This window comes from Rhizobium phaseoli, from assembly GCF_001664385.1.
GTDB classification, from domain to species: domain Bacteria; phylum Pseudomonadota; class Alphaproteobacteria; order Rhizobiales; family Rhizobiaceae; genus Rhizobium; species Rhizobium phaseoli.
Window position 1 is genome coordinate 2,158,677 of record NZ_CP013532.1, and the last position, 16,591, is coordinate 2,175,267.

Sequence of the window (16,591 nt, forward strand, 5' to 3'; positions counted from 1 at the left end):
TGGAAAACGATCAGCCGACGAACGCGCGTTCGATGACGAATTCGGCGGGCTTGCTGTTGGCGCCCTCGTTGAGGCCGGCCTGTTCGAGCAGTTCCTTGGTGTCCTTCAGCATGGCCGAGGAGCCGCAGATCATGCCGCGGTCGATTGCCGGATCGAGCGGCGGCACGCCGAGATCGGTAAACAGCTTGCCTGAGGAGATCAGGTCGGTGATGCGGCCACGATATTCGAAGTCTTCGCGTGTGACGGTCGCATAATGGCGCAGCTTGTCGCCAACGACTTCCTTCAGCAGTTCGTCGTTCTGGATTTCGTGCACGAGGTCGAAGCCGTATTTCAGCTCGGCGACATCGCGGGTCGTATGGGTGAGGATGACTTCCTCGAACTTTTCGTAGGTCTCGGGATCGCGGATGAGGCTTGCGAAGGGCGCAACGCCCGTTCCCGTCGAGAACATGTAGAGGCGGCGGCCGGGCGTCAGCGCATCGAGCACCAGCGTGCCGGTTGGCTTCTTGCGCATCAGCACCTGGTCGCCCGGCTTGATCGCCTGCAGATGCGAGGTGAGCGGACCGTCCGGCACCTTGATCGAGAAGAATTCGAGTTCTTCGGCCCAGGCGGGGCTGGCGATCGAATAGGCGCGGAAGACCGGCTTGCCTTCGACCATCAGGCCGATCATCGCGAACTCGCCGGAACGGAAACGGAAGCCCTGCGGCCGGGTCATCGTGAAGCGGAAGAGCCGGTCGGTGTAATGCGTCACGGCAAGCACCGTCTCGGCGTAAACGCCGGCGGGGATGGACGAGGCGAAGTCTTCGGTCTTTGCAGGCGCGTTCATTGCGGTAGAGGATCCCGTTTCGTCGGATGAACTATCGGATGCGAGGCAGATATTACATATCGGGCTCGAATTAAAGGCATTCCATTCCACGCAGCGCTCCTGAAGGGAAATATGCATGTCATTGTCAGGATTCAATGGCTGGCGGGGAATGTCTCATTTCCCGCTGGCGAAGCCCGGCAAAGGATGCATATTAGTGCGGCGTGCCCGATATGGATGCCGGATTTCGGCGAAATCGGTGCGACAACAAGGATCTACGGGAACCGATTCAGCGACGGGATCGGTGCCGGTGGCAAAAAAAGACGCTTGCCGGGGCGAGCGCGATAGGGCGGTAGGGGATATGAAGATTTTCAACTACAAGCGTGTTCCTTACGCGGAGATGCGCGCCTTTTCCGTTCATATCCTGACGGCCTCCGGCTCGTTCCTTGCCTTTCTCGGCGTCGTCGCGGCCGCCGAGCATCGCTTCATCGACATGTTTTGGTGGCTGGGGCTTGCCCTTCTCGTCGACGGCATAGACGGGCCGATTGCGCGCAAGGTGCGTGTCAAGGAAGTGTTGCCGAACTGGTCGGGCGATACGCTCGACAATATCATCGATTACGTCACCTATGTGCTGCTGCCGGCCTTCGCGCTCTATCAGAGCGGCATGATCGGCGAGCCTTGGTCCTTTGTCGCCGCCGGCATGATTGTCGTCTCCAGCGCCATCTATTATGCCGACATGGGCATGAAGACGGAGGAGTATTTCTTCTCCGGCTTCCCCGTCGTCTGGAACATGATCGTCTTCACCCTGTTCGTCATCCATGCGAGCGCGACCACGGCACTTGCCGTCGTTATCGTTTCGGTGGTGCTGACCTTCCTGCCGATCAATTTCCTCCACCCGGTCCGCGTCAAACGGCTGCGCCCGCTCAATCTCGGCGTCTTTTTCCTGTGGTCGGCGCTCGGAATTCTTTCGCTGCTGATGCACTTCGATACGCCCGAATGGGCGCTCATTCTGTTTATCGTGACCGGGATCTATCTTTACGTCATCGGCGCGGTGCTGCAATTCTTCCCCGCCCTGGGACGCGAAACTTGAGGACAGGCAAATGACGAAGACGCAGGCGGTTTCATTTTCAAGGACGGGTGGACCGGAGGTTTTCGACTATGTCGAGATCGACCTTCCGCCGCCCGCGGCCGGTGAGGTGCAGATCCGGCAGGCTGCGATCGGCCTCAATTTCATAGACGTCTATTTTCGCAATGGTTCCTACAAGGTGCCACATCTTCCCTTCGTCACCGGCAAGGAGGGCGCCGGCACGGTGACGGCCGTCGGCCCCGGTGTTACCGATTTCAGGCTTGGCGACCGTGTCGCCTATGCGAGCGCCGATGGCGCCTATAGCGCCGAGCGCAATATCGAGACGCGCCATCTCGTGCATGTGCCCGACGGCATTGAACTCGAAACGGCTGCGGCGATGATGCTGAAGGGCATGACCGCCGAATATCTCCTGAACCGCACCTTCAAGGTCGGCCCCGAAACGGTCCTGCTGTTCCATGCGGCCGCCGGCGGCGTAGGGCTGATCGCTGGCCAATGGGCAAAGGCGCTCGGCGCCACCGTCATCGGCACGGCGAGTTCTGAAGACAAGATCGCGCTGGCGCTCGCCCATGGCTACGACCACGTGATCAACTACAAGACCGATGACTTCGTGACGCGTGTCCGCGAGATCACCGGCGGCAAGGGCGTCGATGTCGTCTATGATTCGATCGGCCGCGATACTTTTCCACAGTCGCTCGACTGCCTGAAGCCGCGCGGCCTTTTTGCCTCCTTCGGCCAGTCCTCCGGGCCGATCGAGAATTTCACTCTTTCTCAGCTGGCGCAGAAAGGCTCGCTGTTTGCGACGCGGCCGACGCTCTTCACCTATATCGCCGCGCGCCAGGAACTCATCGACAGTGCGAAAGCGCTATTTGATGTTGTGCAAAGCAACAAAGTGCGTATCAATGTCAATCAAACCTATCCGTTGCGTGAGGTTGGGCGGGCTCACGCGGATCTGGAAACAAGAAAAACAACAGGAACGACGCTGCTGATTCCATGAGATCCGAACGGACCGATCGGCAGAAGAAATGAGGGGAACGTGTCGCCATTAAATGTGCCGGATTCCGGTGCGTTGTTATCCGTCCAGAAGCTGACGAAGTTTTTCGGTAGCTTTGCCGCCTGCAATGAAATCGATCTCGATATCGCGCCGGGCGAAATTCACGCGCTTCTCGGCGAAAATGGCGCAGGCAAATCCACACTGGTGAAGATGCTGTTCGGCGTTCTGGAGCCGACGGGCGGAGATATCCTCTGGCAAGGCAGGCCGGTCGCCATCGCCTCGCCGGGCGAGGCCCGCAAGCTCGGCATCGGCATGGTCTTCCAGCATTTCTCCCTGTTCGAGGCGCTGACCGTCGCCGAGAACATCGCGCTATCTCTCGATGATACCATCCCGATCGGCAAGATCGCCGAGGAGGCGAGGGCGCTCTCCATCGCCTATGGTCTGCCACTCGATCCGCATGCCCATGTCGCCGATCTCTCGGTCGGCGAGCGCCAGCGGATCGAGATCGTCCGCGCGCTGCTGCAGAACCCCAAGCTAATCATTCTCGATGAGCCGACCTCGGTGCTGACGCCACAGGAGGCCGACAGGCTGTTCGAAACGCTGTTCAAGCTGCGCGCCGAAGGCCGCTCGGTTCTCTATATCAGCCATCGCCTGGAAGAGGTGCAGCGCATCTGCGATCGCGCCACGGTGCTGCGTCATGGCCGGGTGACCGGCGCCTGCGATCCGAAGCGGGAAACGCCCGCGTCGCTTGCCCGCATGATGGTCGGCAGCGAAGTGGCGACCGTCACTCATCCCGAGCGCTCGGATAAGGGCGAGGTGCAGCTGGCCGTTGCCAACCTGTCCGTCGCTGCGCGCACGCCCTTCGCCATGCCGCTGCGCGATGTCTCTCTGGCCGTGCGCTCGGGCGAAATCCTTGCCATCGCCGGTGTCGCCGGCAATGGCCAGAGCGAACTTTTCGATGCACTGTCCGGCGAATATCCGGTCGCGTCGGCCGAGGCGATCGTCATCCGCAAGAAGCCGGTGGGCACCGAGGGCATCACGGCCCGCCGCCTGCTCGGCGCCGGTTTCGTGCCGGAGGAGCGGCATGGCCATGCCGCCGTTTCCGCCATGAAACTGTCGGACAATCTGGTGCTCGCCCGCAGCCAGTCGGACCGCAAGGCCTTTCTCGGCGCGCTCGGCATCATCCGCCAAGGTGCTGTGAAATCTGCCGCGCGGCGGATTTCCGAAGCGATGGATGTGCGCAAGAGCGGCGATGATCCGGCCGCAGGCTCGCTCTCCGGCGGCAATCTGCAGAAGTTCATCGTCGGCCGCGAGCTCGACCGGCAGCCGGCCGTCCTGGTCGTCAACCAGCCGACCTGGGGCGTCGATGCGGGGGCTGCAAGCCGCATCCGCCAGGCCTTGGTCGATCTCGCAAAGGCCGGCTCCGCCGTCGTCGTCATCAGCCAGGATCTCGACGAGATCTTCGAGGTGGCGACCGATATCGCGGTCATCTCCGAAGGCCGGCTTTCCAGGCCTTATCCGGCCGGCGAACTGACGCGCGAAAGGATCGGCCTGCTGATGGGCGGCCTGCATGACGGCAAACATGCCCTGGAGGCGCCCGATGCGCATTAAAGAGGCAGCGCATGCGCATTGAACTCGAAAAACGCCCCGATGTCTCGAAGCTCTACACCTTCGTCTCGCCGCTGCTGGCGCTTGTGCTGACGCTTGCCTTCGGCGCCATCATGTTCGCCATGCTCGGCAAAGACCCGGTCGAGGCGCTGGACGCCTTCTTCGTCGAGCCGCTGCTCGAGGTCTGGTCGCTGCACGAGCTGGCGATCAAGGCGGCGCCCCTGATCCTGATCGCGGTCGGCCTTGCCGTCTGCTACCGCTCGAACAACTGGAATATCGGCGCCGAAGGCCAGTTCACCATCGGCGCCATCACCGGCTCCTATCTGCCGATCGTCTTCTATGACTGGCATTCGCCGCTGGTGCTGCCGCTGATGCTGGTCCTGGGCGCGCTCGGCGGCGCGTTGTTCGCCGCCATTCCGGCGCTGTTGAAGGCGCATTTCAACACCAACGAGATCCTGACGTCGCTGATGCTGGTCTATATTGCCCAGCTCTTCCTCGATTGGCTGATCCGCGGCGCCTGGCGCGATCCGAAGGGCTTCAACTTTCCGGTCTCGCGCGATTTCGCCCCGGAAGCGGTGCTGCCGGCAATCTGGGAAGAATCCGGCCGGGCCCATTGGGCCTTCGTCTTCGCCATCGTTGCGGCGATCGGCGTCTGGTTCATGCTGCGCTATACGCTGAAGGGCTTCGAGATCGTCGTGCTCGGCCAGTCGGAGCGGGCAGGGCGCTTTGCCGGCTTCTCCTCGAAGAAGATGATCTGGTTCAGCTTCCTCTTCTCCGGCGCTCTTGCCGGCCTCGCCGGGATCGCCGAGGTCTCCGGCTCGATCGGCCACCTGCAGCCGGCGATCTCGCCGGGCTATGGCTTCACCGCCATCATCGTCGCCTTCCTCGGGCGGCTCAATCCGCTCGGCATCATCGCGTCGGGCCTGGTGCTGGCGCTGACCTATCTCGGCGGTGAGGCGGCACAGCTGTCGCTCGGCGTTTCCGACAAGGTCACCCGCGTTTTCCAGGGCCTGCTGCTCTTCTTCGTGCTCTCCTGCGATACGCTGATCTATTACAAAATCCGCATTGTCTGGTCGCGGGTGAGGGGTGGCGTGGCATGAGCATCTTCGAAGCGATTCTGCTGACGGTGATTACCGCCTCGACGCCGCTGGTCATCGCAGCCCTCGGCGAACTCGTGGCGGAGCGCTCCGGCGTTCTGAACCTCGGGGTCGAAGGCATGATGATCATGGGCGCGGTCGCTGCTTTTGCCGGCGCGCAGGCATCGGGCTCGCCCTATGTCGGGATTGTCTGCGGCATTGCGGCCGGTGCGCTCTTCTCGCTGCTCTTCGCCTTCCTGACGCTGACGCTGGTGGCAAACCAGGTGGCAACGGGACTGGCGCTCACCCTTCTCGGCCTCGGCGCATCCGGCATGCTCGGCGAGGCCTATGTCAGCGTTCCCGGCATCCGCCTGGAAGAGATCGTCATTCCCGTCCTGTCGGATATCCCGCTCGTCGGCCCGGTGCTCTTCCGGCAGGATCTGATTTTCTATCTGTCGATCGCGCTCGTCGTCGGCGTCAGCTGGTTCCTGTTCCGCAGCCGGGCCGGGCTGAAGCTGAGGGCAATCGGCGACAGTCACGCTTCGGCCCATGCGCTCGGCATTGGCGTCATCCGCACACGATATCTGGCGGTAATGTTCGGCGGCGCCTGCGCCGGTCTTGCCGGCGCCCAGCTGTCGCTTGTCTACACGCCGCAATGGGCGGAGAACATGTCGGCCGGCCGCGGGTGGATCACGCTGGCGCTTGTGGTCTTCGCCTCCTGGCGGCCGTGGCGGGTCTTTGCCGGAGGTTATCTCTTCGGCGCGGTCACCATCCTGCAGCTGCACGCGCAGGCTTTCGGTCTCGGCATTCCTGCGCAATTTCTGTCGATGCTGCCCTATGCCGCGACTATTGCGGTTCTCATCATCATTTCCCATAATCGGCGCACGACGTTGATCAATACGCCCGCGTCGCTTGGAAAAGCCTTCGTGCCGGAGCGATAAACAAGAACACAAGGACGGGTATCCGGAATAGCTTCAAACCAACAGGGGTCACCATGAAGAAATATGCATTCGCCCTTGCCGCCTCGGCTGCCGCCGTGATCGGCATCTCCTCCGCCGCAGAGGCTGCTGATAAGACGAAGGTTTGCTTCGTCTATGTCGGTTCGCATACCGACGGCGGTTATTCGCAGGCGCACGATCTCGGCCGCCAACAGGTCCAGGCCGAATTCGGCGACAAGATCGAAACGCCTTACCTCGAAAACGTGCCGGAAGGCCCGGACGCCGAGCGTGCCATCGAGCGCCTTGCCCGTTCCGGCTGCAAGCTGATCTTCACGACGTCCTTCGGCTTCATGGATGCGACGGTCAAGGTTGCCGCCAAGTTCCCGAAGGTCAAGTTCGAGCACGGCACCGGCTACAAGTCCGGCCCCAATCTCGCCACCTACAATTCGCGCTTCTATGAAGGCCGCTACATCCTCGGCCAGATCGCCGCCAAGACCTCGAAGAATCACGGTGCCGCCTACATCGCCTCCTTCCCGATTCCGGAAGTGGTGATGGGCATCAACTCCTTCGAGCAGGGCGCCAAGTCGGTCGATCCGAGCTTCAAGCTCAAGGTCATCTGGGTCAACACCTGGTTCGACCCCGGCAAGGAAGCCGATGCCGCCAAGGCCATGGTCGACCAGGGCGTCGACGTGCTGACGCAGCATACCGACACGACGGCGCCGATGCAGGTGGCCGAAGAGCGCGGCATTCACGCTTTCGGCCAGGCCTCCGACATGATCGCCGCAGGCCCGAAAGCGCAGCTGACGGCAATCGTCGATACCTGGGGCGCCTACTACTCCAAGCGCGTTCATGCGCTGCTCGACGGCACCTGGAAGTCCGAGCAGAGCTGGGACGGCCTCAAGGACGGTATCCTGAAGATGGCGCCCTATACCAACATGCCCGACGACGTGAAGAAGATGGCCGAGGAAACCGAAGCCAAGATCAAGTCGGGCGAGCTGCATCCCTTCACCGGCCCGATCAACAAGCAGGACGGGACGCCCTGGCTGAAGGCCGGCGAGAAGGCCGATGATGGCACGCTGCTCGGCATGAACTTCTACGTCGAAGGCGTCGACGACAAGCTGCCGGCGCAATAAGCTGCAGGTCAATTCATGGTTGCGAAGGGCGCCCCTTGTGGGCGCTCTTTTTTTTCGCAGTGCTTGCAAAGATTCCGATTTACAAAAGTAATACTATATGATTTTTTGACACTGCGCCGCGAGATGCGGCATTGGGAGGAAATCATGAAATTGAAGACTGCACTTTTGAGTGCCACGATTCTTGCTGCCTGCATGTTCGGTTCGGCTTCGGCTGGCGGCCTGACCGTCGGCTTCTCGCAGATCGGCTCGGAATCGGGCTGGCGCGCGGCTGAAACGACCGTGACCAAGGAACAGGCCAAGAAGCGCGGCATCGATCTGAAATTTGCCGATGCGCAGCAGAAGCAGGAAAATCAGATCAAGGCGCTGCGCTCCTTCATTGCTCAGGGCGTCGACGCCATCCTCATCGCCCCTGTTGTCGAAACCGGCTGGGACGATGTTCTGAAGGAAGCCAAGGAAGCCAAGATTCCGGTCATCCTGCTCGACCGCACCATCAAGGCTCCCGACGATCTCTACCTGACAGCTGTGACGTCGGACCTCGTCCATGAAGGCAAGGTCGCTGGCGACTTCCTGGTCAAGACTGTTGGCGACAAGAAGTGCAACGTCGTCGAACTGCAGGGCACGACCGGTTCCTCGCCGGCCATCGCCCGCAAGAAGGGCTTCGAAGAGGCTCTCGCGGGCCACGACAACCTCAAGATCGTCCGCAGTCAGACCGGCGACTTCACCCGCACCAAGGGCAAGGAAGTCATGGAAAGCTTCCTGAAGGCCGAGAATGGCGGCAAGGACATCTGCGCGCTCTACGCCCATAACGACGACATGGCCGTCGGCGCCATCCAGGCGATCAAGGAAGCCGGCCTGAAGCCCGGCAAGGATATCCTCGTCGTCTCGATCGACGCCGTGCCCGATATCTTCAAGGCAATGTCGGAAGGCGAGTCCAACGCCACGGTCGAGCTGACGCCGAACATGGCCGGCCCCGCCTTCGATGCGCTCGATGCCTATCTGAAGGACAAGAAGGCTCCGCCGAAGTGGATCCAGACCGAGTCCAAGCTCTATACGCCGGCCGACAACCCGATGAAGGTCTACGAAGAGAAGAAGGGTCAGGGCTACTGATTTGAACCTGGAACCGCACCGGTCCCTCATGGACCGGTGCGGAACTGCCGGTGCCGGCCGGGCGTCATGCCCGGCTTTGGCGCAGGCGCAAGGCGCAATATCAGGAAACAGCAGCCCTCATGGTTCACAATAACGAGACTATCCTCGCAGCCTCGGCCATATCGAAATTCTTCCCCGGCGCCGTTGCCCTGGACAAGGTGGATTTCACGCTGCGCCGCGGCGAGGTTCATGCGCTTCTCGGCGAGAACGGCGCGGGAAAATCGACGCTGATCAAATGCATCACCGGCGCCTATCATCGTGACGGTGGCAGCCTGGTGCTCGATGGCCATGAAATCAATCCGGCCAATACGCTTGCCGCCCAGAAGCTCGGCATCGGCACCGTCTATCAGGAGGTCAACCTCCTCACCAATCTGAGTGTCGCCGAAAATCTCTTTCTCGGACGCCAGCCGCGGCGTTTCGGCATGACCGACGTGCGTGCGATGAACCGCAAAGCGCGCGAACTGCTTGCCGGCTACGGCATCGACATCGACGTCACCGCCGAGCTCAGCCGCTTCTCCGTCGCCGTCCAGCAAGTGGTCGCCATCGCCCGCGCCGTTGATCTCTCCGGCAAGGTGCTGATACTGGACGAGCCGACGGCAAGCCTCGACAACCAGGAAGTGGCGCTGCTCTTCCGCATCATCGAGGATCTGAAGAAGCGCGGTCTCGGCATCGTCTTCATCACCCATTTCCTCGAGCAGGTCTATGCGATCAGCGATCGCATCACCGTGCTGCGCAACGGCAAGCTCGTCGGTACCCGCGACGCCGCCGATCTGCCGCGCCAGGGCCTGATCGCCATGATGCTCGGCCGGGAACTCGCCCAGGCCGAAGAGACGGTCAGGGAACACAGCATTGCGGCGGGCGAAGTCCGCTACAGATTTGCCGGCTACGGCAAACGCGGCAAGGTCAAGCCCTTCGATCTCGATGTGCGTGCGGGCGAGGTGGTCGGCATCGCCGGTCTGCTCGGCTCGGGGCGCACCGAAACCGCCGAGTTGCTCTTCGGCGTCGAGCATGCCGATAGCGGCAGCGCCACGATCGACGGTCAGCCCGCAACCCTTTCCAGCCCGCGCGCCGCGATCGAAAAGGGCTTCGGCTTCTGCCCCGAGGACCGCAAGACCGACGGCATCGTCGGCGACCTGTCGATCAGGGAAAATATCGCCTTGGCGCTGCAGGCCCGCCGCGGCTGGACCCGGCCGCTGTCGCGTGCCGAGCAGAATGCGCTCGCCGACCGCTACATCAAGGCGCTCGACATCCGCACTACCGACCGCGAAAAGCCGATCCGCCTGCTCTCCGGCGGCAACCAACAGAAGGCGATCCTCGCCCGTTGGCTGGCGACCAATCCCAAATTTCTCATCCTCGACGAGCCCACCCGCGGCATCGATGTCGGCGCCCATGCCGAGATCATCCGGCTCATCGAACAGCTCTGCGCCGAAGGCATGTCATTGATCGTAATTTCCTCGGAACTTGAAGAGCTTGTCGCCTATAGTTCACGCGTCATCGTGCTTCGCGACCGGCAGCATATCGCCGAACTGACAGGCGAGCGCATCACCGCCGCCGCCATCGTCGATGCCATTGCCGCCGCCGAGCACAAGGAGGAAGCATGAAATCCTCCCGGCATGCGCTGGCCTATCGCCTGGCGCCGCAATTGATCGCGCTCGTTGTCATTCTTCTGTTGAATTTCATAACGTCACCGCAGTTTTTTAATGTGGTTGTTCAGAACGGACGCCTCTATGGCAGCCTGATCGACGTGCTCAATCGCGGCGCGCCGGTGGCGCTCTTGGCGATCGGCATGACGCTGGTGATTGCCACCAAAGGCATCGACCTGTCCGTCGGAGCGGTCATCGCCATCTGCGGCGCCGTTGCTGCATCATCGATTGTGTCAGGACATTCAGTTGCTTACACCGTTATCCTGACGCTTGCGATCGGGCTTGCCTGCGGTGTCTGGAACGGTTTCCTGGTGGCGATCCTCAACATCCAGCCGATCATCGCCACGCTGGTGCTGATGGTCGCCGGCCGCGGCATCGCCCAGCTTATCACCGAAGGCGCCATCCTGACCTTCAACGATGACGGTCTGATCTTCTTCGGCAGCGGTTCCATGGCTCTCCTGCCGATGCCTGTGGTCATCTGGCTGCTGGTCGGCCTGCTCGTCATCCTGCTTGTCCGGCGCACGGCGCTCGGCATGCTTCTCGAGGCCGTTGGCATCAACCGCCGCGCCAGCACGCTCTCCGGCATCCAGACGCCGGTGCTGCTGATGGCCGTCTATATGCTGAGCGGGCTCTGCGCCTCGATCGCGGGCATCATTGTCGCAGCCGATATCAAGGGCGCCGACGCCAATAATGCCGGTCTCTGGCTTGAACTCGATGCCATCCTCGCGGTCGTCGTCGGCGGCAATTCGCTGCTCGGCGGCAGATTCAGCATTCTGGGATCGCTGATCGGCGCGATGATTATCCAGGCGGTTAACACCGGCATTCTGTCCTCCGGCTTTCCGCCCGAATTCAACCTGATCATCAAGGCGGTCATCATCATCGTGATCCTCGTCATCCAGTCGCCGGCGGTGCAGTCGCTCGCCATCTTCGCCAGCCGCCGGCAGGGCGGAAGGGAGTAGCCGAAAATGAACTCCAAATACCTGCCTCTGCTTGCGACCATCGTCATCTTCGTGCTCGCCTATGCCGGCTGTACGCTGCAATATCCCAACATGCTGTCGACGCGCGTCATCGGCAATCTTTTGACCGACAACGCCTTTCTCGGCATTGCCGCGGTCGGCATGACCTTCGTCATCATCTCCGGCGGCATCGATCTGTCGATCGGCTCGGTCATCGCCTTTACCGGCGTATTTCTTGCCGTCATCCTGCAGAACACGTCGATCCATCCGCTGCTCGCCTTCGCCCTCGTCCTCATCATCACCACCGCCTTCGGTGCCGTGATGGGCGCGATCATCCATTATCTCGAAATGCCGGCCTTTATCGTCACGCTGGCCGGCATGTTCCTGGCGCGCGGTATCGCCTTCGTGCTCTCGATCGACAGCATTCCGATCAACCACGACTATTATTCGACGTTGACGAGCCTCTATTGGCGGCTGCCCGGAGGCGGGCGGCTGACGCTGATCGGCGCCATCATGCTTCTCGTCTTCGCCGCCGGCATTTTCATCGCCCACCGCACCCGCTTCGGCACCAATGTCTATGCACTCGGCGGCGGTCCGCAGACGGCGCGGCTGATGGGCGTGCCGGTCGGCCGCACGACGATCCAGATCTATGCGCTGTCGGGTTTTCTCGCTGGCCTATCCGGAATCGTTTTTTCGCTGTACACCTCTGCTGGATATTCTCTTGCGGCGGTCGGCGTCGAACTCGACGCGATCGCGGCGGTCGTCATCGGAGGGACGCTGCTGACCGGCGGAGCGGGATTCGTGGCGGGAACCTTGATCGGTATCCTGATTCAGGGGCTCATTCAGACCTACATCACCTTCGACGGCACGCTGTCGAGCTGGTGGACGAAGATCCTGATCGGCCTTCTGCTGTTTGCATTCATCCTGATGCAGAAGGCGATCCTGTTCCTTTCCAGTCTGAACAAGAGGTATGCCTGAGGAGGAGACGGATCGCTTGCGCAACAAATTGATCGAGACACGCAAGACAGGGCGCCGGACCCGGACGAGCCACGCGCAGGTGGTCGACGAGCTCGGCAAGGCGATCGTCGCAGGCACCTATCCCGTCGGCTCGATCCTGCCTGGCGATACGGAACTGGCGCAACGCTTCAAGGTGTCGCGCACGGTCTTGCGCGAGACGATGAAGACGCTCGCTGCCAAGGGCATGGTCGTCGCCAAGGCGCGCGTCGGCACACGTGTGACCGAGAAGAACCTCTGGAACATGTTCGACAGCGAGATTATCGCCTGGCACTTCGACAACGATGTGACGGAAGAATTCCTGTTGCAGCTTTACGATATCCGCCTTGCCGTCGAACCCTTCGCCGCCGGCCTCGTCGCCGAGCGGGCCAATGCCGAGGAAATCGAGACGCTGCGCGGGCTGGCCGAGGAGATGGCCGCGAGCGGCCACACGGCCGACAGCCTGGCGCTTGCCGACCTGCACTTTCACCTGGCGCTCGCCGAAGCCTCGCACAATCCGTTCATGCGCACCCTCGGCAGCCTTATCGAGGCGGCTCTCGTCGGCATGTTCCGCATCAGCACGCCGCCTTCCGAAAACGGATTTGCCAATATTGCCGAGACCCATATGCGCATCGTCGATGCCATCGCTTCCGGTGACAGCGCCGCCGCGCGCCGGGCGATGGAAGTCGTCATCCTGGACGGCCGCGATCATGTGCGCGAAGCCTTCGCGACCAGCGACTCTCCTGCCGCCACGGAACCGCTTTCACCCGAAATTTCACCGAAGTAATCGATTCCGATTTCAGGAATTATGCAGTATGAGGCAACAAAGCTGCCTCATGGCGCGGATTCGCGGAGCCGATCATGGAACGTACTTGTCTTGCCGTCATCCTTGCTGCCGGTGACAGCACGCGGATGAAATCCTCGAAATCGAAGGTGCTGCATCCGGTCGCCGGGCGGCCGATGATCGCCCATGTCGTCGAGGCCGTCGCCTCCGCCGGCATTTCCTCCGTCGCCCTTGTCGTCGGCCGCGATGCCGAAGAGGTGGCCAAGGCCGCCAGCATCGACGGCGTCGGCATCGAATCCTACCTGCAGAAGGATCGCCTCGGCACCGGCCACGCAGTGCTGGCTGCCCGCGACGCGATCGCCAAGGGCTATGACGATATCCTCGTCACCTATGGCGACGTGCCGCTGCAGACTGACGCCCCGTTGAAAGCCGCCCGCCAGGGTCTTGCCGATGGCAGCGACATCGTCGTCATCGGTTTCCACTCCGACCGCCCGACCGGCTACGGCCGCCTGCTTGTCAAGGATGGCGAACTCATCGCCATCCGCGAGGAGAAGGATGCGACCGATGCCGAGCGCACTGTGACCTGGTGCAACAGCGGATTGATGGCGATCAACGGCCGCAAGGCGCTCGACCTGCTCTCGCGCATCGGCAATTCCAATGCCAAGGGTGAATTCTATCTGACCGATCTCGTCGAGATCGCCCGCTCGCTCGGCGGGCGCGTCACCGCCGTCGATGCCCCTGAAATCGAGATGACCGGCTGCAACAACCGCGCCGAACTCGCCGTCATCGAGCGCTTCTGGCAGGAGCGCCGCCGCCGCGAGATGATGCTGGCGGGCGTCACCATGATCGCACCGGAAACGGTGTTCCTCTCCTACGATACGATCATCGGCCAAGATGCGCTGATCGAGCCGAACGTGGTCTTCGGTCCCGGCGCGGTGATCGACAGCGGCGCCGTCATTCACGCCTTCTCGCATATCGAAGGCGCCCATGTCAGTGAGGGCGCGACCGTCGGCCCCTTCGGCCGGTTGCGGCCGGGGGCCGATCTCGCCAATGGTGCGAAGGTCGGCAATTTCTGCGAAGTCAAGAATGGCCGGATCGGTGAGGGCGCCAAGGTCAACCATCTCACCTATATCGGCGATGCCGTCGTCGGCGCCGGCAGCAATATCGGCGCCGGCACGATCACCTGCAATTATGACGGGGTCAACAAGAGCGAAACGGTGATCGGCGAGAACGCTTTCATCGGCTCCAATTCCTCGCTGGTCGCGCCGGTGACGATCGGCGACGGCGCCTACGTCGGCTCCGGCAGCGTTATCACCGCCGACGTCCCGGCCGATGCGCTGGCGCTCGGTCGCGCCCGCCAGGAGATCAAGCCCGAGCGCGCGAAGCTGCTGCGCGAACGCGCGCTCGCCATCAAGGCGGCGAAGAGGGCGAAAGCCTGAGGGACGTTTTGCGTAACCGGCGGAAATTGAAAGTGACCGCCGAGGCCATTGAGAAATAAGCGGAAATCGTTAGGACTGGCCTCGTTATCGAAGGCTTATGGGGATGTTGCATGTGCGGAATTGTGGGGATCGTCGGAACTCAGCCTGTAGCCGGGCGGCTGGTCGATGCGCTGAAGCGTCTCGAATATCGGGGTTATGATTCCGCCGGTGTCGCCACGATCCACGAGGGCGTGATGGATCGCCGCCGCGCCGAGGGTAAGCTCTTCAATCTGGAAAAGCGTCTCGACGCCGAACCGCTGCCCGGCACAGTCGGCATCGCCCATACGCGCTGGGCGACCCACGGTGTTCCGAACGAGACCAATGCCCATCCGCATTTCGTCGAAGGTGTCGCCGTCGTCCATAATGGCATCATTGAAAACTTCTCCGAGCTACGCGACGAACTGACCGAGGAGGGCTCGGTCTTCGAAACCCAGACCGACACTGAGGTCGTCGCCCAGCTGATGGCAAAATATCTGCGCGAGGGCCTCGATCCGCGCGCCGCCATGTTGAAGATGCTGAACCGGGTGACCGGCGCCTATGCGTTGGCCGTCATGCTCAAGGCCGATCCCGGCACGATCATGGCCGCCCGCTCCGGCCCGCCGCTTGCCGTCGGCTATGGCCGCGGCGAGATGTTCCTCGGTTCGGACGCCATCGCACTCTCGCCCTTCACCAATGAGATCACCTATCTCGTCGACGGCGACTGCGCGGTCATCACCCGCGATAGCGTCTCGGTCCTGGATTTCGCCGGCAAACCGGTCAAGCGCGCCCGCCAGATCTCGCAGGCGACCGCCTATGTCGTCGACAAGGGCAATCACCGCCACTTCATGGAAAAGGAAATCTACGAGCAGCCGGAGGTCATCTCCCATGCGCTGAGCCATTATGTCGATTTCGCCGAGAACACGATCGGCGCCAATGCCGCGGCGATCGACTTCAAGGCGGCGACCGGCCTGGCGATCTCGGCTTGCGGCACGGCCTATCTCGCCGGTCTCGTCGGCAAATACTGGTTCGAGCGTTATGCCCGTCTGCCGGTCGAGATCGACGTCGCCTCCGAATTCCGTTACCGCGAAATGCCGCTCTCGCCCTCGCAGGCGGCACTCTTCATCTCGCAGTCCGGGGAGACCGCCGATACGCTGGCCTCGCTGCGTTATTGCCGCGACAACGGCCTGAAAATCGGCGCCGTCGTCAATGTCCGCGAATCGACCATCGCCCGCGAATCCGATGCCGTCTTTCCGATCATGGCCGGCCCGGAAATCGGCGTCGCCTCGACGAAGGCCTTCACCTGCCAACTCGCCGTGCTGGCATCGCTGGCGATCGGCGCCGGTAAGGCACGCGGCACGGTCAGCGCTGAGGAGGAGAGGGCGCTGGTGCGCCATCTCGCCGAAATGCCGCGCGTCATGAGCCGGGTGCTGAACCTCATCCAGCCGCAGATGGAAAGCCTGTCGCGGGAACTGTCGAAATGCAAGGACGTGCTTTATCTCGGCCGCGGCACCAGCTTCCCGCTTGCCATGGAAGGGGCGCTGAAGCTCAAGGAAATCTCCTATATCCACGCCGAAGGCTATGCCGCCGGCGAATTGAAGCACGGGCCGATCGCGCTGATCGACGAGAACATGCCTGTCATCGTCATCGCCCCCTATGACCGTTTCTTCGAAAAGACCGTCTCCAACATGCAGGAGGTCGCAGCCCGCGGCGGCCGCATCATCTTCATCACCGACGAAGCGGGTGCAGCGGCCTCGAAACTGCCGACCATGGCGACGATTACTCTGCCTGTCGTCGATGAAATCATCGCGCCGATGATCTTCTCGCTGCCGATCCAGCTGCTCGCTTATCACACTGCCGTCTTCATGGGCACCGATGTCGATCAGCCCCGCAATCTGGCCAAATCCGTGACCGTCGAATAAGCCCGAAAGGCCGGATTCCTGACGCCGAAACATATTGTGCGATGCCCCGAATTCTGGCAAT

At 62.0% G+C, this 16,591-nt stretch carries 14 protein-coding genes; 13 read left to right on the forward strand and 1 reads right to left on the reverse strand.

Annotated elements, in window-relative coordinates:
- Positions 1 to 10 precede the first annotated feature (10 nt).
- Positions 11 to 823: a ferredoxin--NADP reductase gene (locus tag AMC88_RS10555; protein ID WP_004673785.1), complete on the reverse strand. Its 813-nt coding sequence runs from the start codon at positions 821 to 823 to the stop codon at positions 11 to 13.
- Between the two features lie 337 nt (positions 824 to 1,160).
- Between AMC88_RS10555 and pcsA the strand changes: the two genes are divergently transcribed.
- The 13 genes from pcsA to glmS all read left to right on the forward strand — a co-directional run bounded on the left by pcsA (position 1,161) and on the right by glmS (position 16,530).
- A complete protein-coding gene (gene pcsA, locus AMC88_RS10560) occupies positions 1,161 to 1,889 on the forward strand; it encodes a phosphatidylcholine synthase (protein WP_010022947.1) in 729 nt (242 codons plus the stop codon).
- Positions 1,890 to 1,899: 10 nt separating this feature from the next.
- The gene (locus AMC88_RS10565; protein WP_064821995.1) at positions 1,900 to 2,880 is read left to right on the forward strand and encodes a quinone oxidoreductase family protein; all 981 of its coding nucleotides are present in this window, start codon (positions 1,900 to 1,902) and stop codon (positions 2,878 to 2,880) included.
- A gap of 39 nt (positions 2,881 to 2,919) precedes the next feature.
- Positions 2,920 to 4,488 (forward strand): ABC transporter ATP-binding protein, encoded by a 1,569-nt coding sequence (locus AMC88_RS10570; protein ID WP_064825253.1) that lies wholly within the window; start codon positions 2,920 to 2,922, stop codon positions 4,486 to 4,488.
- Between the two features lie 11 nt (positions 4,489 to 4,499).
- Entirely contained in the window at positions 4,500 to 5,585 is a 1,086-nt protein-coding gene (locus AMC88_RS10575) for an ABC transporter permease (protein WP_004673781.1), read from the forward strand.
- The gene (locus AMC88_RS10580) at positions 5,582 to 6,502 is read left to right on the forward strand and encodes an ABC transporter permease (protein WP_012483772.1); all 921 of its coding nucleotides are present in this window, start codon (positions 5,582 to 5,584) and stop codon (positions 6,500 to 6,502) included. Before AMC88_RS10575 ends, AMC88_RS10580 begins: the two co-directional genes overlap by 4 nt.
- Before the next feature lie 53 nt (positions 6,503 to 6,555).
- Entirely contained in the window at positions 6,556 to 7,632 is a 1,077-nt protein-coding gene (locus tag AMC88_RS10585) for a BMP family ABC transporter substrate-binding protein (protein WP_004673779.1), read from the forward strand.
- Between the two features lie 144 nt (positions 7,633 to 7,776).
- Positions 7,777 to 8,739: a galactofuranose ABC transporter, galactofuranose-binding protein YtfQ gene (gene ytfQ / locus AMC88_RS10590; RefSeq protein ID WP_004673778.1), complete on the forward strand. Its 963-nt coding sequence runs from the start codon at positions 7,777 to 7,779 to the stop codon at positions 8,737 to 8,739.
- A gap of 119 nt (positions 8,740 to 8,858) precedes the next feature.
- On the forward strand, positions 8,859 to 10,379 hold the full coding sequence (gene ytfR, locus AMC88_RS10595; protein WP_012483773.1) for a galactofuranose ABC transporter, ATP-binding protein YtfR: 1,521 nt from the start codon (positions 8,859 to 8,861) through the stop codon (positions 10,377 to 10,379).
- Positions 10,376 to 11,380 (forward strand): ABC transporter permease, encoded by a 1,005-nt coding sequence (locus AMC88_RS10600; protein ID WP_012483774.1) that lies wholly within the window; start codon positions 10,376 to 10,378, stop codon positions 11,378 to 11,380. The genes ytfR and AMC88_RS10600 overlap by 4 nt, the downstream gene beginning before the upstream one ends.
- Positions 11,381 to 11,386: 6 nt before the next feature.
- On the forward strand, positions 11,387 to 12,355 hold the full coding sequence (gene yjfF, locus AMC88_RS10605) for a galactofuranose ABC transporter, permease protein YjfF (protein ID WP_010016246.1): 969 nt from the start codon (positions 11,387 to 11,389) through the stop codon (positions 12,353 to 12,355).
- Between the two features lie 16 nt (positions 12,356 to 12,371).
- The gene (locus tag AMC88_RS10610) at positions 12,372 to 13,157 is read left to right on the forward strand and encodes a FadR/GntR family transcriptional regulator (RefSeq protein WP_004680233.1); all 786 of its coding nucleotides are present in this window, start codon (positions 12,372 to 12,374) and stop codon (positions 13,155 to 13,157) included.
- Positions 13,158 to 13,231: 74 nt separating this feature from the next.
- Positions 13,232 to 14,593: a bifunctional UDP-N-acetylglucosamine diphosphorylase/glucosamine-1-phosphate N-acetyltransferase GlmU gene (gene glmU / locus AMC88_RS10615; RefSeq protein WP_012483776.1), complete on the forward strand. Its 1,362-nt coding sequence runs from the start codon at positions 13,232 to 13,234 to the stop codon at positions 14,591 to 14,593.
- Between the two features lie 110 nt (positions 14,594 to 14,703).
- The gene (gene glmS / locus AMC88_RS10620; protein ID WP_012483777.1) at positions 14,704 to 16,530 is read left to right on the forward strand and encodes a glutamine--fructose-6-phosphate transaminase (isomerizing); all 1,827 of its coding nucleotides are present in this window, start codon (positions 14,704 to 14,706) and stop codon (positions 16,528 to 16,530) included.
- Positions 16,531 to 16,591 lie beyond the last annotated feature (61 nt).

Excerpts from the sequence above, each read along its gene's own strand:
- AMC88_RS10555 (WP_004673785.1), bottom strand. The coding sequence starts at position 823 with ATGAACGCGCCTGCAAAGACCGAAGACTTCGCCTCGTCCATCCCCGCC.
- pcsA (WP_010022947.1), top strand. The coding sequence starts at position 1,161 with ATGAAGATTTTCAACTACAAGCGTGTTCCTTACGCGGAGATGCGCGCC.
- AMC88_RS10565 (WP_064821995.1), top strand. The coding sequence starts at position 1,900 with ATGACGAAGACGCAGGCGGTTTCATTTTCAAGGACGGGTGGACCGGAG.
- AMC88_RS10575 (WP_004673781.1), top strand. The coding sequence starts at position 4,500 with ATGCGCATTGAACTCGAAAAACGCCCCGATGTCTCGAAGCTCTACACC.
- AMC88_RS10580 (WP_012483772.1), top strand. The coding sequence starts at position 5,582 with ATGAGCATCTTCGAAGCGATTCTGCTGACGGTGATTACCGCCTCGACG.
- AMC88_RS10585 (WP_004673779.1), top strand. The coding sequence starts at position 6,556 with ATGAAGAAATATGCATTCGCCCTTGCCGCCTCGGCTGCCGCCGTGATC.
- ytfQ (WP_004673778.1), top strand. The coding sequence starts at position 7,777 with ATGAAATTGAAGACTGCACTTTTGAGTGCCACGATTCTTGCTGCCTGC.
- ytfR (WP_012483773.1), top strand. The coding sequence starts at position 8,859 with ATGGTTCACAATAACGAGACTATCCTCGCAGCCTCGGCCATATCGAAA.
- AMC88_RS10600 (WP_012483774.1), top strand. The coding sequence starts at position 10,376 with ATGAAATCCTCCCGGCATGCGCTGGCCTATCGCCTGGCGCCGCAATTG.
- yjfF (WP_010016246.1), top strand. The coding sequence starts at position 11,387 with ATGAACTCCAAATACCTGCCTCTGCTTGCGACCATCGTCATCTTCGTG.
- glmU (WP_012483776.1), top strand. The coding sequence starts at position 13,232 with ATGGAACGTACTTGTCTTGCCGTCATCCTTGCTGCCGGTGACAGCACG.
- glmS (WP_012483777.1), top strand. The coding sequence starts at position 14,704 with ATGTGCGGAATTGTGGGGATCGTCGGAACTCAGCCTGTAGCCGGGCGG.